Raw genomic sequence first — 13,695 nt, forward strand, 5'->3', positions numbered from 1 at the left:
CCTCAGAGGACCGGGCTCAGAACTTGAGACCGCCGACCATGTTCGCCACGTTCGTGGTGAGGGTGCTGATGGACGGGGCGATGGACGAGCTCGCCAGATAGAAGCCCAGGAGGGCGCAGACCGCCGCGTGTCCGGCCTTCAGTCCGGATTTCCGGATGAGAAGGAAGACGACGATCGCCAGCAGCACCACCACGGAGATCGAGAGTGCCACGGCGGTTCACCTCCACACTTCTTGGTCGGATATTCGAGCGGTTCGGTCGATCAGCATGTGCCAGAGGGCATGCCGATCGGATGCATACCCACCTAGCGCTACGGATCATAACTATCCGTGCGACGACATCGATCGGCGGACGGAGGCACGAGGGGGGCGCACAGCGCTAGTTTCAGCCGCATGACCTTGCCTTCGCAGCAGCCGGCCACACCCTCGGCCGGGCTCTCCTTCCCCCGCCAGCACGCCAGGACCCAGCGGTTCACCCTGGGGGTCCCGCGTGCCTTCTCGATCTCCCCCGACGGGGAGCGCGTCGTGTTCGTCAGGTCCGCTTCGGGGACGGACCGTTCGCACCGGCTCTGGGTCCTCGACCTGCCTAGGGACGGCGGCGCCCCCGTGGAGCGGGTGGCGGCCGACCCCGAGGTGCTGCTCGCGGGCGCCGAGGAGGAGCTCTCGCCCCAGGAGCGGGCCCGCCGTGAGCGGAGCCGGGAGGGCTCGGGCGGCGTGGTGGCGTACGCGGTGGACGGGGCCGTGGAGTTGGCGGCCTTCGCCCTGTCGGGGCGGCTGTTCGCGGCGGAGCTGAGGGCGGGGACGGCGCGGGAGCTGCCGGTGCCCGGCCCGGTGATCGACCCCCGGCCTTCGCCGGACGGTCGCCTGGTGGCGTACGTGGCGGAGGGCGCGCTGCGGGTGGTGGCGGCGGATGGTTCGGGCGACCGGGAGCTGGCCGTTCCTGAGGACGGTCATGTCACCTACGGATTGGCCGAATTCATCGCCTCGGAGGAGATGTCCAGGGACCGGGGTTTCTGGTGGTCCCCCGACTCGGACCGGCTGCTCGTCGCGCGGGCCGACGACCGGGCGGTACGGCGCTGGTGGATCGCCGACCCGGCGCACCCGGACCGGGAGCCGCAGTCGGTGGCGTACCCGGCGGCCGGTACGGCAAACGCGGAGGTCGGGCTGTTCGTCCTGGGCCTCGACGGGTCCCGTACGGAGGTGCGGTGGGACCGGGAGCGGTACCCGTACCTGGCGCGGGTCCACTGGTCGGCGGCCGGGGCACCGCTGCTCCTCGTACAGGCGCGGGACCAGCGTGAGCAGTTGTACCTGGCGGTGGACCCGGAGAGCGGGGAGACGACGACCGTACGGGCGGAGAGCGATCCGGTGTGGCTGGAGCTGCTGTCCGGGGTGCCGGCGTGGGCTCCGGACGGGCGGCTCGTGCGGGTCTCGGACGAGACCGGGGCCCGCGCCCTGTCCGTGGGGGACGAGGTCCTGACCGGCGCCGACCTGCACGTCCGGGCGGTGCTGGACATCGGGTCCGACGACGTCCTCGTGTCGGCCTCCGCGGGTGAGGGCGCGGCTGCCATGGATACCGGCGAGATCCATGTGTACCGGGTGACCGGCCGGGGCGTGGAGCGGCTGTCGGAGGGCGTCGGGGTACACGGCGCGGTGCGGACCGGGGCGGTGACCGTGCTCGTGTCGGCGCGGCCGGAGGCGCCGGGGAGCGTGGCGCGGGTGCTGCGGGACGGCAAGCGGGTCGCGGTGGTGGGCTCGTACGCGATGGAACCGGTGATCGGCGCCCGCGTGCGGCTCACGGAGTCGGGAGCCCGGCGGATCCCGTGCGCGGTGCTGCTGCCCTCCGGGTACGAGGAGGGCGACGGGCCGCTGCCGGTCCTGATGGATCCGTACGGCGGTCCGCACGGGCCGCGGGTGGTCGCCGCGCACAACGCGCATCTGACGTCCCAGTGGTTCGCCGACCAGGGCTTCGCGGTGGTCGTGGCGGACGGGCGGGGCACGCCGGGCCGCTCCCCCGCCTGGGAGAAGGCGATCGCGCGGGACTTCTCGCCCACCCTGGACGACCAGGTGGAGGCGCTCCAGGGCCTCGCCGGGCGCTTCCCGCTCGATCTGGAGCGCGTGGCGATCCGCGGCTGGTCGTACGGCGGGTATCTGGCGGCGCGGGCGGTGCTCCAGCGGCCCGACGTGTTCCACGCGGCCGTCGTGGGGGCGCCGGTGACGGACTGGCGGCTGTACGACACCCACTACACGGAGCGGTACCTCGGCACTCCGCAGGACGATCCGGAGGTGTACGCGGCGCACTCGCTGCTCACCGACGACGGTCTGTCCGGGCCGGAGGTCCCGGTGCGGCCGATGATGATCGTCCACGGTCTCGCGGACGACAACGTGGTGGTCGCGCACGCGCTGCGGCTGTCCTCCGCGCTCCTCGCGGCGGGCCGGCCGCACGAGGTGCTGCCGCTGACCGGGGTCACCCACATGACACCGCAGGAGCAGGTGGCGGAGAACCTGCTCCTGTTGCAGGTGGACTTCCTGCGGCGGTCCCTGGGGCTGCGCCAGGAAGGCTGAGCTACCAGCCGGGCGGCGGCGGGTAGGGCGGGGCCGGGGGCGGCATGGCGGCCGGCGGGTAGGGGGCGGGCGCGGCGGCGGGGGCGCCGCGCCCGGCGAGAAGGGCGAGTACGGCGAGGCCGGCGAGCAGTCCGACGTACGCGTCGAGGACGGCGAGCAGGTCGGCGGTCGGGAGGTCTCCGAGGCGGCCGACGAGTTCGTACCTGGCCGTCCTGGCGACCTCGGCGAGGCCGCCGGCCGCGAGGAACACCCCGGCGAGCAGCGCGAAGGCGCGGCTGTGGCGGGCGCGTGCGAGGGCGGCGACGGCGGCCGTGCCGTAGAGGGCGAGGAGGACGAGGGAGAGCCAGCCGGGCGGGGGCGCGAGGGCCGCCTTGATGACGGACCGGCCGCCGGTGAACCGGTCGACGGTGATCTCCAGGGGCAGTTCGGTGGCCCAGTACAGCTCCCACAGGACCACGAGGAGCGCGGAGACGGCGAGGAGCGCTCCGGCGGCGACGGCGGGGCCGGTACGGGGGCGGGTGGCCGGCTGTTCGTAGGAGGCGGTGACGGGGCGTCGGCCGGCGGCGGCGGTGACGATCAGGCCCACGGCGAGGGCGAGGGCGAGGAGCGCGGTGACGAGGGCGCCGGTGCCGGGCGCCCAGAGTCCGGGGAGCCGCAGGGCGAGGGTGACGGTGCCGGTCGCGGCGAGCGCGGAGGCGGCGTGGCGTGAGCGGAGGGCGGCGACGGCGGCGGCCGCGGAGACGGCGAGGAGCACCGGGTCGACGAGGGAGGTGGCGGAGCGACCGCGGATGAGGAAGTGGTGGTCCCCCGCCCAGTACCACGCGAGGTCGGCGGGTGAACCGAGCACGGCGAGGTCCTTGAGGATCCACACGGCGGCGATGAGGGCGAGCGCGGCGCAGAGCGCGGCGCCTGTGAGTCGTGCCGGTCGTGTCACAGTCACGGTTCCGATACTCACGGTTGCCAACGACCGAAACAAGCGGTTCCGCGGATCCCGGGTGGGTCGGGTGGTGTCCCGGGTGTGACGGGGAGCAGCCGGCCGGGGCGCCATGACGCTCCGGCCGGCTTACGGCACCCGCACGGCCGTACGTTGTCGAGTCTGGGGTGTCCGTATATCGGATCCGATTCCGCCGAGTTGCCTGTGGGTTAAAGGATTTTGGATCCGCCAGAGCCGTCGGAGCCGTTGGATCCGTCGGCACCCGGCTCCGGCGGGACCACCTGCTTCTCCTCGGCGAAGTGGCAGGCCGAGTCGTGCTTCGCCGGGCTGTCGGTGAGGCGGAAGACCGCCGGTACGGCGAGGAGCGGGACTTCCAGGGTGCAGCGTTCCTGGGCCTTCCAGCAGCGGGTGCGGAAGCGGCAGCCGGAGGGGATGTTGGCCGGCGAGGGGACGTCGCCGGTGAGGATGATGCGTTCGCGGTGGGCCCGCGCCTCGGGGTCGGGGACGGGGACCGCGGAGAGCAGCGCCTGCGTGTAGGGGTGGGTGGGGTGGTCGTAGATCTGGGCGTCGGTGCCGATCTCGACGATCCGGCCGAGGTACATGACGCCGACCCGGTCGGAGATGTGCCGCACGATCGACAGGTCGTGGGCGATGAACACGTACGACAGGGAGAACTCGGTCTGGAGGTTGTCGAGGAGGTTGACGACCTGGGCCTGGACGGAGACGTCGAGCGCCGACACCGGTTCGTCGGCGACGATGATCTCGGGCTGGAGGGCGAGGCCGCGGGCGATGCCGATGCGCTGGCGCTGGCCGCCGGAGAACTGGTGCGGGTAGCGGTTGATGTACTCGGGGTTGAGGCCGACGACGTCCAGGAGGTCCTGGACCTTCTGCCGGCGGGAGCCCTTGGGCGCGACCTCGGGGTGGATCTCGTACGGCTCGCCGATGATGTCGCCGACGGTCATGCGCGGGTTGAGCGAGGTGTACGGGTCCTGGAACACCATCTGGATGTTGCGGCGGACGGCCTTGAGCGCGCGCGGGGAGAGCTTGCTGATGTCCTCGCCCTTGTAGCGGATCGAGCCGGACGTCGGCCGTTCCAGGTTGACCAGCATCTTCGCGACGGTCGACTTGCCGCAGCCGGATTCGCCGACGATGCCGAGGGTCTCTCCGGCGGCGAGGTCGAAGTCGACGCCGTCGACGGCCCTGACGGCGCCGACCTGCTTCTTGAAGACGATGCCCTGCGTGAGGGGGTAGTGCTTGTGCAGGTCCCGGACTTCGAGGATGGCCTCAGCCATGGAGGCACTCCTTCCAGAAGTGGCAGGCGCTGGAGCGCGGCACCGGGGACTCGGTCACCTCGTACAAAGGGGGTACCTCGGTGCGGCAGCGGTCCCGGGCCAGGGGGCAGCGCGGGTTGAAGGCGCAGCCTGGCGGGATGTTGAGCAGGTTGGGCGGCAGTCCCTTGATCGCGTACAGCTCCTGGCCCTTCTGGTCCAGGCGCGGGATCGATTCGAGGAGGCCCTTGGTGTAGGGGTGGGCGGGGGCCTTGTAGATCTCGTGGACGGGGGCGCGTTCGACGATCCGGCCCGCGTACATGACGGCGATCTTGTCGGCGACGTCGGCGACGACGCCGAGGTCGTGGGTGATGAGGATGAGGCCCATGTGGAGTTCGCGCTGGAGCTCGGCGAGCAGGTCCATGACCTGGGCCTGGACGGTGACGTCGAGGGCGGTGGTGGGCTCGTCGGCGATGATCAGCTCGGGTTCGAGGGCGAGCGCCATCGCGATCATGATGCGCTGGCGCATGCCGCCGGAGAACTGGTGGGGGTACTGGCCGACGCGTTCCTTGGCGGCGGGGATGCGGACCCGGTCCATCAGCTCGACGGCCTTGGCCTTGGAGTCCTTGCGCGACATCCCCTTGTGGACCTGGAACATCTCGCCGAGCTGGTCGCCGACGCTGAGGACGGGGTTGAGGGAGGACAGGGCGTCCTGGAAGATCATCGCCATCTTGGCGCCGCGGACCTTGCGCCGGTCCTCCTCCTTGAGCTTCAGGAGGTCCTGGCCCTGGAAGAGGATCTCGCCCTGGGTGATCTTGCCCGGGGGGACGTCGAGGATGCCCATGACGGCCTGGGCGGTGACGGACTTGCCGGATCCCGACTCGCCGAGGACGGCGAGGGTCTCCCCCGCGTCGACGGAGTAGTCGACGCCGTTGACCGCCTTGGCGACGCCCTCGCGGGTGTGGAACTCCACGTGCAGGTCGCGCACTTCGAGCAGCATGGGTCCCTACCTCAGCTTGGGGTCGAGGGCGTCGCGGACGGCGTCGCCGAGCATGATGAAGGCGAGCACGGTGATGGCGAGCGCGCCGGAGGGCCAGAGCAGCATCTGCGGGGCGTTGCGCACGTAGGGGGCGGCCGAGGAGATGTCGATGCCCCAGGAGACGGTGGGGGGCTTGAGGCCGACGCCGAGGAAGGAGAGCGTGGCCTCCAGCGAGATGTACGTGCCGAGGGCGATGGTCGCGACGACGATGACGGGCGCGAGCGCGTTGGGCGTGATGTGCCGGAGCATCATGCGCGAGTTGGAGGCGCCGAGCGCGCGGGCGGCCTGCACGTAGTCGTTCTGCTTGACGGTGATGACGGAGCCGCGGGCGATGCGGGAGAGCTGCGGCCAGCCGAGGAGCACCATGAAGCCGATGACGGGCCAGACGCTGTTGTTGCTGACGACGGAGAGCAGGACGAGGCCGCCGAGGATGACGGGGATGGCGAAGAAGACGTCGGTGATGCGGGAGAGGAAGCCGTCCCAGGCGCCGCCGTAGAAGCCGGCGAGGCCGCCGAGGACGGAGCCGAGGAGGGTGACGCCGAGGGTGGCGAAGAGGCCGACCTGGACGGAGGCCCTGGCTCCGTAGACCGTACGGGTGTAGACGTCGCAGCCCTGGCCGTTGAAGCCGAAGGGGTGGCCGGGCTGAGAGCCCTCCTGGGCCTTGGACAGGTCGCAGTCGAGCGGGTTGCCGCTGGCGATGAGCTGGGGCCAGATGGAGATGATCACCAGGAAGACGATGATCAGCCCGGAGATGATGAAGATCGGGTTCCGGCGGAGGTCGTGCCAGGCGTCGGACCACAGGGAGCGGGGCTTCCTGTCGGGGCCGGTGCCTTCCGGGCCGCCCGGCGTCTTCTCCAGGCTCTCGCCCTCGTCCATCGCGAGGTCGGTCCCGCCTCCGGCACCGGTGTGGTTGATCGCGCGGCCGTCGTCGAACGGCTGAGGCTGCTCAGGCATAGCGGATCCTCGGGTCAAGGACGGCGTACAGGAGGTCGACGAGCAGGTTCGCCACCAGGAAGACCAGGACGAGGACGGTCACGAAACCGACCACGGTCTGGGTGTTCTGGCGCAGGATGCCCTGGTAGAGCTGGTAGCCGACGCCGTGGATGTTGAAGATCCGTTCGGTGACGATCGCTCCGCCCATCAATGCGCCGATGTCGGTGCCGATGAAGGTCACCACGGGGATGAGGCTGTTGCGCAGCAGGTGGCGGGTGATGACCCGGCGGCGGGGCAGGCCCTTGGCGACGGCGGTGCGGACGTAGTCGGCTCGTTTGTTCTCGGCGATGGAGGTCCGGGTGAGCCGGGTGACGTACGCGAGGGAAACCGAGGCGAGGACGAGCCCGGGGACGATCAGCTCGCCGAAGTCCGCGTCGGTGGAGACGGCCGGTTTGATCCAGCCCCACTTCACGCCGAGGAGGAGCTGGAGCAGCAGGCCGGTGACGAAGGTCGGCACGGAGATGACGACCAGGGTCAGCAGCAGCACGGTGGTGTCGACGGGCCGGCCGCGCTTGAGGCCGGTGAGGACGCCGAGGCTGATGCCGATGACGATCTCGAAGAAGATGGCGACGATGGTGAGCCGGATGGTGACCGGGAAGGCGCTCGCCATCAGCTCGGTGACCTCCTGGCCGTTGAAGGCCGTGCCGAAGTCGCCGGTGAAGACGTTGCCCATGTAGGTCAGGTATTGCTGCCAGACGGGCTTGTCGAGGCCGAACTCCTTCTCGAGCTGGGCCGCCGTCGCCGGGTCGCACTGGCGGTCGCCGCACAGTCCGGCGATGGGATCGCCCATCACGTTCACCATCAGGAAGATAAGCAGCGTGGCGCCGAAGAAGACCGGGATCATCTGCAGCAGTCGCCGGATCACATAACGACCCATGGGGGGCTCCGGGGGTTGGCTCCGGGTGGAGGGTGCCGGGAAGGCGTACGGCCCGGCGCGGGGGGTCCGCGGGCCGGGCCGTACGCCTCCGACCTGCTACGGCGTCAGTTGACCTTGATCTGGTCGTAGACCGGGACGCTGAAGGGGTTCAGGGAGACGTTGGTGACCCGGTCCGAGTAGCCGGCGCTGCCGTTCTGGTACCAGAGCGGGATGGCGCCCATGTCGTCGCGGAGGACTTCCTCGGCCTGCTGGAAGAGTCCGACGGCCTTCGCGGTGTCCGACTCGGCGTTGGCCTGGTCGACGAGCTTGTCGAACTCGGGGTCGGTGTACTTGCCGTCGTTGGACGAGGCGTTGGTGTAGTAGAGCGGCTGCAGGAAGTTCTGGATGAGCGGGTAGTCCATCTGCCAGCCGGCGCGGAAGGGGCCCTTCAGCTTCTGCGTGGTGACCTGGTTGCGGTAGTCGGCGAAGGTGCCGATGGGGTTGCCGACGCAGGCCTGGTCGTTGCCGAGGGCGCGGTTGATGGAGTTGCAGACCGCGTCGACCCATTCCTTGTGGGAGCCGGTGTCGGCGTTGTACGAGATCTTCATGGTGCCGCCGGGGATGCCGCCGCCCTCCGCGACGAGCTTCTTCGCCTCGGCCGCGTCGTACTTGCACAGGTCGCCGCAGATGTCCTTGTAGCCGCCCTCCTCGCCGAGGACGGGGGAGGTCCAGTCGACCGCGGGGGTGCGGGTCTTCTGGAAGATCGTCTCGGTGATCTGGGCGCGGTCGATGGCCCGGGAGAGGCCCTGGCGGAGCTTCTCCTGTCCGGGCTTGTTCCAGGCCGGGTCGTAGAAGGGGAAGGACAGGGTCTGGATGATGCCGGCGGGGACGTTGATGTAGCGGTCGCCGAGGTCGGCCTCGACGTTCTTGAGCTGGGAGGCGGGGACGTCGTCGACGAGGTCGAGGTTTCCGGCCGTCAGGTCGGTGTAGGCGGTGTTGTTGTCGGTGTAGACCTTGAGGGTCACGCCGCCGTTCTGCGCCTTGTCGGTGCCGGGGTAGGCGTCCCAGCGCTTGAGGGCCATCTGGGAGCCCTTGGAGTACGAGTCGACGGTGTACGGGCCGTTGCCGACGGGCTTCGAGAGCCAGCCTGCGTGGTCGTCGAAGAACGCCTTCGGCAGCGGTGCGAAGGCCGCGTATCCCAAGGTGACGGGCCAGGTGGAGAACTTCTGGGTCAGCTTCACCGTGAAGGTCTGCGGGCCGGTGACCTTGAGGCCGGACATGGTCTCGGCGGTGGGCTCGCCCTTCTCGGGGTGGACCTGGTCGTAGCCCTCGATCTGGCCGAAGAAGTAGGCGTTCTTCTGGTTGTTCTTCAGGTGGGCGCCGTAGTTCCAGGCGTCGACGAACGACTGGGCGGTGACCTTCTCGCCGTTGGAGAAGGTCCAGCCGTCCTTGACCGTGATGGTGAAGTTGGTCGAGTCGGTGGTCTCGATCTTCTCGGCGAGCATGTCCTTCGCCTCGCCGGTCTTCGGGTCGTACTGCTTGAGCCCGCGGAAGATCATGGAGAGGACCTTGCCACCCTGGACCTCGTTGGTGTTGGCGGGTTCCAGCGGGTTCTGCGGGTCGCCCCACGAGGAACTCACGATGCCGTCGGCACCTCCGCCGCCGCTGTCGTCGCCGCCACCGCAGGCGGTCGCCGCGAGGGCGACTGCGGTGGCCAGTGCGGCCCACTTGGCGTGCGTGGCTCCGCGCATGGAGTGCCTCCCGAATGTCCTAAGTATGACTTAGGCCCCAATATCACCCGATATTGACGGTGCTGCACTTTTACTGCACCCGGATGACTGACGCCCCATGGGCGGGCGACTCCGGCGGCCGTACGCCGAAGGGCGCCCCGGTCCGTACTGGACCGGGGCGCCCTTCGGTGTGTCAGGTGTCCGGCGCGTCAGTGCGCCGCCACGACGTTCTTCTCCTCGGCGAAGTGGCACGCCGAGAAGTGAGCCGCCGGGGTGTCCTTGCCCTGGAAGGGCTCGGGGATCGCGAGGAGCGGGATCTCCTCGGCGCACTTGTCCTGCGCCTTCCAGCACCGGGTGCGGAAGCTGCAGCCCGACGGCGGGTTCGCCGGCGAGGGGACGTCACCGGTGAGGATGATCCGCTCGCGGTGCGCGCGGGCCTCCGGGTCCGGCACCGGCACCGCGGAGAGCAGCGCCTGCGTGTAGGGGTGCGTCGGGTGCTCGTAGATCTGCTCGTCCGTACCGATCTCGGCCATCTTGCCGAGGTACATGACGCCGACCCGGTCCGAGATGTGCCGGACGATCGACAGGTCGTGCGCGATGAAGAGGTAGGACAGGTTGTACTCGTCCTGGAGCTTCTCCATCAGGTTGATGACCTGCGCCTGGACGGAGACGTCCAGGGCCGAGACCGGCTCGTCGCAGATGATGATCTCCGGGTTGAGCGCGAGGCCGCGGGCGATGCCGATGCGCTGGCGCTGACCGCCGGAGAACTGGTGCGGGTAGCGGTTGATGTACTCGGGGTTCAGACCGACGACGTCGAGCAGCTCCTGCACCTTGCGGCGCCGGTCACCCTTCGGGGCCACCTCGGGGTGGATGTCGAAGGGCTCACCGATGATGTCGCCGACCGTCATCCGCGGGTTGAGCGAGGTGTACGGGTCCTGGAACACCATCTGGATGTTGCGGCGGACGGCCTTCAGCGCGCGCCCGGACAGCTTGGTGATGTCCTGGCCCTTGTAGAAGACCTCGCCGGCGGTGGCCCGCTCCAGGTTCATCAGGAGCTTGGCGACCGTGGACTTGCCACAGCCGGACTCGCCCACGATGCCGAGGGTCTCGCCCTGGTAGAGGTCGAAGGAGACCCCGTCCACGGCCTTGACCGCGCCGACCTGGCGCTTGAAGAGGATGCCCTGCGTCAGCGGGAAGTGCTTCTTCAGGTCGCGGACCTGGAGGATCGGCTCGCCACGCTCGACCGGAGCCTCGATGGCGGCTACGGCCTCCGCCTCGGACGCCGCCACGGCCTCGTCGTTCTTGCTGAGGTCAGCCATGGATCGTCTCCTTCCAGAAGTGGCAGGCGCTGCCACGGCCCGGAAGGTCCGTGCCGTCCTGCTCGGTCACCGGCACGAGCGCCGGCACGTCCGTACGGCAGACGTCGTCCGCCTTCGGGCAGCGCGGGTTGAAGGCGCAACCGGACGGGATCTTCAGCAGGTTGGGCGGCAGACCCTTGATCGCGTACAGCTCCTGGCCCTTCTGGTCCAGGCGCGGGATCGAGGCGAGGAGACCCTTGGTGTAGGGGTGGGCCGGGCGCTTGTAGATCTCGTGCACCGGCGCCTGCTCGACGATCCGTCCCGCGTACATCACGGCGATCTTGTCCGCGACGTCGGCGACGACGCCGAGGTCGTGGGTGATGAGGATCAGACCCATGTTGTACTCGCGCTGGAGCTCCGCGAGGAGGTCCATCACCTGGGCCTGGACCGTCACGTCGAGCGCCGTGGTGGGCTCGTCCGCGATGATCAGGTCTGGCTCCAGGGCGAGCGCCATCGCGATCATGATGCGCTGGCGCATACCGCCGGAGAACTGGTGCGGGTAGTCGTTGACGCGAGCCGCGGCGGCCGGGATCTTCACCCGGTCCATCAGCTCGATCGCCTTGACCTTGGCCTCCTTCTTGGAGAGGCCCTGGTGCACCCGGAACATCTCGCCGAGCTGGTAGCCGACGCTGAGCACGGGGTTGAGCGAGGACAGCGCGTCCTGGAAGATCATGGCGATCTTGCTGCCACGCACCTTGCGGTGCTCTTCCTCGGACATCTTGAGCATGTCCTGACCACGGAAGACGATCTCTCCCTTGGTCACGAACCCGGGCGGGGTGTCGAGGATGCCCATGATGGCCTGCGCGGTCACGGACTTGCCGGAACCGGACTCGCCGAGGACGGCGAGGGTCTCGCCGGCGTTCACGGAGTACGAGACACCGTTCACGGCCTTTGCGACGCCCTCACGGGTGCGGAACTCCACGTGCAGGTCGCGCACGTCGAGGAGCGGACCGTCGTGGGTCGCGCCGTCGCGCGGCGCGGGAACGCTCGCGGTCTTGTCGATGGTGGTCACTGCGTTCGTCCTTACTCTCAGCGCAGCTTCGGGTCGAAGGCGTCACGGACCGCATCGCCGAGCATGATGAAGGCGAGCACCGTGATAGTGAGCATTCCGGACGGGAACAGCAGCGGGTGCAGACCCGACGAGATGCGCTGCTGGGCCTCGGAGATCATCACGCCCCAGGAGATGGCCGGGGGCCTGATGCCGATACCGAGGAAGCTCAGGGTCGCTTCCGCACCGATGACCGCACCGAGCGAGATCGTGGCGACCACGATCAGCGGGGTGATGGAGTTCGGCAGCACGTGACGGAACATCATCCGCGAGGTGGAGGCACCGAGCGAGCGAGCGGCGGCCACGTAGTCGGCCTGCTTGACCTGCATGACGGCGCCGCGCATGACGCGGGCCATGGACATCCAGCCGACCACGGTCAGCGTGAGGACCACGGCCATCACGCCGGCGTTGCGCATGCCCTTGTCGTCACGGAAGTTGTTCAGGATGACGATCGCGGCGAGCAGCAGCGGCAGCCCGAAGAAGACGTTGGTGACGAACGAGAGGAGGGCGTCCGTCCACTTGCCGAAGAAGCCGCCGAGCACACCGACGAGGCCGCCGATGACCAGGGAGAAGATGGTCGTCAGCACACCCACGATCACCGAGTTGCGGGTGCCGTGGATGGTCTGCGAATAGACGTCGCAGCCCTGGAAGTTGTAGCCGAACCAGGCGCTGCCGCTGGGGCCCTCCATCGAGTGCTTCAGGTCGCACGCGAGCGGGTCGACACTGGTGAAGAGGCCCGGGAAGGCGGCGATCGACACGATGCCGAAGATGAGGACCGCCGAGACGATGAACATCGGGTTGCGGACCAGGTCCCGGAAGGCGTCCTGCGCGAGACTGCGGGTCTTGTCCTGCTTGTCCGGGGCCGGGGCAGGCGCGATGGGGCCGACGGGGTCCTCGACGGCCGTGTCGGTCTTCTGGGTCGTGTCACTCATAGCGAATCCTCGGGTCAAGCACGGCGTACAGCATGTCCACGACCAGCGCGGAGATCAGGTAGACGAGCACCAGCAGGCTGACGAACCCGACGACCGCCGGACCGTCCTCCACGTTCAGCGAGGTGAACAGCTGGTAGCCCACGCCGGGGATGTTGAAGATGCCCTCGGTGACGATCGCGCCGCCCATGAGGGAGCCGAGGTCGGCGCCCAGGTAGGTGACGACCGGGATCAGCGAGTTGCGCAGTACGTGGATGCCGATGACCCGGCTCTTCGGCAGGCCCTTGGCCTTCGCGGTACGGATGTAGTCGGCGCGGAGGTTCTCCGCGACCGATGCCCGTGCCAGACGCGCGATGTAGGCGAGCGAGACCGAACCGAGCACCAGACCCGGCAGCACGTAGCTGATGAATCCGTCATCGGTACTGGAGACGGGGAACAGTCCCCATTCCTGCCCGAGGAAGGTCTGGCTGACGTTACCGAGCACGAAGATCGGGACGGCGATGACGAACAGGGTGGAGACGAGCACCAGGTTGTCGATGAAGCTGCCGCGGCGCATACCGGCGAGCACACCGGCGATGACGCCGATGATGAGCTCGAAGGTGAAGGCCACACCGGCGACCTTCAGCGTCTCGGGCCAGGCCTCGGCCAGGAGCTCGACGATGGGCCGGCCTTGGTTGATGGACTCACCGAAGTCGCCCTGGAGCAGACCCGTGAAGTAGTACCAGTACCGGACGAAGAACGGGTCGTCCAGGTGGTACTGAGCGGTGAGCGTCGCTCTGATGTTGTCGGGTACGGGCTTCTCGCCGTACAGGTTCTGGATGGGGTCGCCACCCATCTGCGTGACGAGAAAATAGACGATCAACGTGGTGCCGATGAAGACGGGCACCATCTGAAGGATTCGTCGGATGACGAACCGGCCCATGGATCCTCCTCGCGAGAAGCGGCGGGGGCTGGTGTTGCCGGCCCCCGCCGCCGTTCTC

Annotated in this window: 12 protein-coding genes; 1 reads left to right on the forward strand and 11 read right to left on the reverse strand. The window is 69.1% G+C overall.

Annotated features, from left to right (window positions below):
• Positions 1 to 16: 16 nt before the first annotated feature.
• Positions 17 to 211, reverse strand: coding sequence for a hypothetical protein (locus tag IO20_RS0121205; protein ID WP_030207665.1), 195 nt, complete (start codon positions 209 to 211; stop codon positions 17 to 19).
• A gap of 180 nt (positions 212 to 391) precedes the next feature.
• Between IO20_RS0121205 and IO20_RS0121210 the strand changes: the two genes are divergently transcribed.
• Positions 392 to 2,560 carry a S9 family peptidase gene (locus IO20_RS0121210; RefSeq protein ID WP_030548598.1) on the forward strand — a complete coding sequence of 723 codons (2,169 nt, stop codon included), beginning with the start codon at positions 392 to 394 and terminating at the stop codon, positions 2,558 to 2,560.
• A 1-nt stretch (position 2,561) separates the two neighbouring features.
• On the opposite strand, the gene IO20_RS0121215 is transcribed toward IO20_RS0121210, so the two are convergent.
• The 10 genes from IO20_RS0121215 to IO20_RS0121260 all read right to left on the reverse strand — a co-directional run bounded on the left by IO20_RS0121215 (position 2,562) and on the right by IO20_RS0121260 (position 13,637).
• Positions 2,562 to 3,500 carry a hypothetical protein gene (locus IO20_RS0121215; RefSeq protein WP_030548600.1) on the reverse strand — a complete coding sequence of 313 codons (939 nt, stop codon included), beginning with the start codon at positions 3,498 to 3,500 and terminating at the stop codon, positions 2,562 to 2,564.
• A gap of 203 nt (positions 3,501 to 3,703) precedes the next feature.
• Complete coding sequence (locus tag IO20_RS0121220) at positions 3,704 to 4,786, reverse strand: ABC transporter ATP-binding protein (RefSeq protein ID WP_051874367.1); 1,083 nt, start codon at positions 4,784 to 4,786, stop codon at positions 3,704 to 3,706.
• Entirely contained in the window at positions 4,779 to 5,762 is a 984-nt protein-coding gene (locus IO20_RS0121225) for an ABC transporter ATP-binding protein (protein WP_030548604.1), read from the reverse strand. Before IO20_RS0121225 ends, IO20_RS0121220 begins: the two co-directional genes overlap by 8 nt.
• Positions 5,763 to 5,768: 6 nt before the next feature.
• Positions 5,769 to 6,755: an ABC transporter permease gene (locus IO20_RS0121230; protein ID WP_030548606.1), complete on the reverse strand. Its 987-nt coding sequence runs from the start codon at positions 6,753 to 6,755 to the stop codon at positions 5,769 to 5,771.
• Positions 6,748 to 7,671: an ABC transporter permease gene (locus IO20_RS0121235; protein ID WP_030548608.1), complete on the reverse strand. Its 924-nt coding sequence runs from the start codon at positions 7,669 to 7,671 to the stop codon at positions 6,748 to 6,750. The genes IO20_RS0121230 and IO20_RS0121235 overlap by 8 nt, the downstream gene beginning before the upstream one ends.
• A gap of 104 nt (positions 7,672 to 7,775) precedes the next feature.
• On the reverse strand, positions 7,776 to 9,401 hold the full coding sequence (locus IO20_RS0121240; RefSeq protein WP_030548610.1) for a peptide ABC transporter substrate-binding protein: 1,626 nt from the start codon (positions 9,399 to 9,401) through the stop codon (positions 7,776 to 7,778).
• Between the two features lie 188 nt (positions 9,402 to 9,589).
• Entirely contained in the window at positions 9,590 to 10,699 is a 1,110-nt protein-coding gene (locus IO20_RS0121245) for an ABC transporter ATP-binding protein (RefSeq protein WP_030548613.1), read from the reverse strand.
• A complete protein-coding gene (locus IO20_RS0121250) occupies positions 10,692 to 11,750 on the reverse strand; it encodes an ABC transporter ATP-binding protein (RefSeq protein WP_030548615.1) in 1,059 nt (352 codons plus the stop codon). The genes IO20_RS0121245 and IO20_RS0121250 overlap by 8 nt, the downstream gene beginning before the upstream one ends.
• A gap of 17 nt (positions 11,751 to 11,767) precedes the next feature.
• Positions 11,768 to 12,718, reverse strand: a complete 951-nt coding sequence (locus IO20_RS0121255) for an ABC transporter permease (protein ID WP_030548617.1) — start codon at positions 12,716 to 12,718, stop codon at positions 11,768 to 11,770.
• The gene (locus IO20_RS0121260) at positions 12,711 to 13,637 is read right to left on the reverse strand and encodes an ABC transporter permease (protein ID WP_030548619.1); all 927 of its coding nucleotides are present in this window, start codon (positions 13,635 to 13,637) and stop codon (positions 12,711 to 12,713) included. Before IO20_RS0121260 ends, IO20_RS0121255 begins: the two co-directional genes overlap by 8 nt.
• Positions 13,638 to 13,695: the final 58 nt, after the last annotated feature.

The sequence above is a fragment of the Streptomyces exfoliatus genome (genome assembly GCF_000725545.1).
GTDB classification, from domain to species: Bacteria; Actinomycetota; Actinomycetes; order Streptomycetales; family Streptomycetaceae; genus Streptomyces; species Streptomyces exfoliatus.

Coding starts and splice junctions, on each gene's coding strand:
- IO20_RS0121210 (WP_030548598.1), top strand. CDS start 392: ATGACCTTGCCTTCGCAGCAGCCGGCCACACCCTCGGCCGGGCTCTCC.
- IO20_RS0121220 (WP_051874367.1), bottom strand. CDS start 4,786: ATGGCTGAGGCCATCCTCGAAGTCCGGGACCTGCACAAGCACTACCCC.
- IO20_RS0121225 (WP_030548604.1), bottom strand. CDS start 5,762: ATGCTGCTCGAAGTGCGCGACCTGCACGTGGAGTTCCACACCCGCGAG.
- IO20_RS0121230 (WP_030548606.1), bottom strand. CDS start 6,755: ATGCCTGAGCAGCCTCAGCCGTTCGACGACGGCCGCGCGATCAACCAC.
- IO20_RS0121235 (WP_030548608.1), bottom strand. CDS start 7,671: ATGGGTCGTTATGTGATCCGGCGACTGCTGCAGATGATCCCGGTCTTC.
- IO20_RS0121240 (WP_030548610.1), bottom strand. CDS start 9,401: ATGCGCGGAGCCACGCACGCCAAGTGGGCCGCACTGGCCACCGCAGTC.
- IO20_RS0121245 (WP_030548613.1), bottom strand. CDS start 10,699: ATGGCTGACCTCAGCAAGAACGACGAGGCCGTGGCGGCGTCCGAGGCG.
- IO20_RS0121255 (WP_030548617.1), bottom strand. CDS start 12,718: ATGAGTGACACGACCCAGAAGACCGACACGGCCGTCGAGGACCCCGTC.
- IO20_RS0121260 (WP_030548619.1), bottom strand. CDS start 13,637: ATGGGCCGGTTCGTCATCCGACGAATCCTTCAGATGGTGCCCGTCTTC.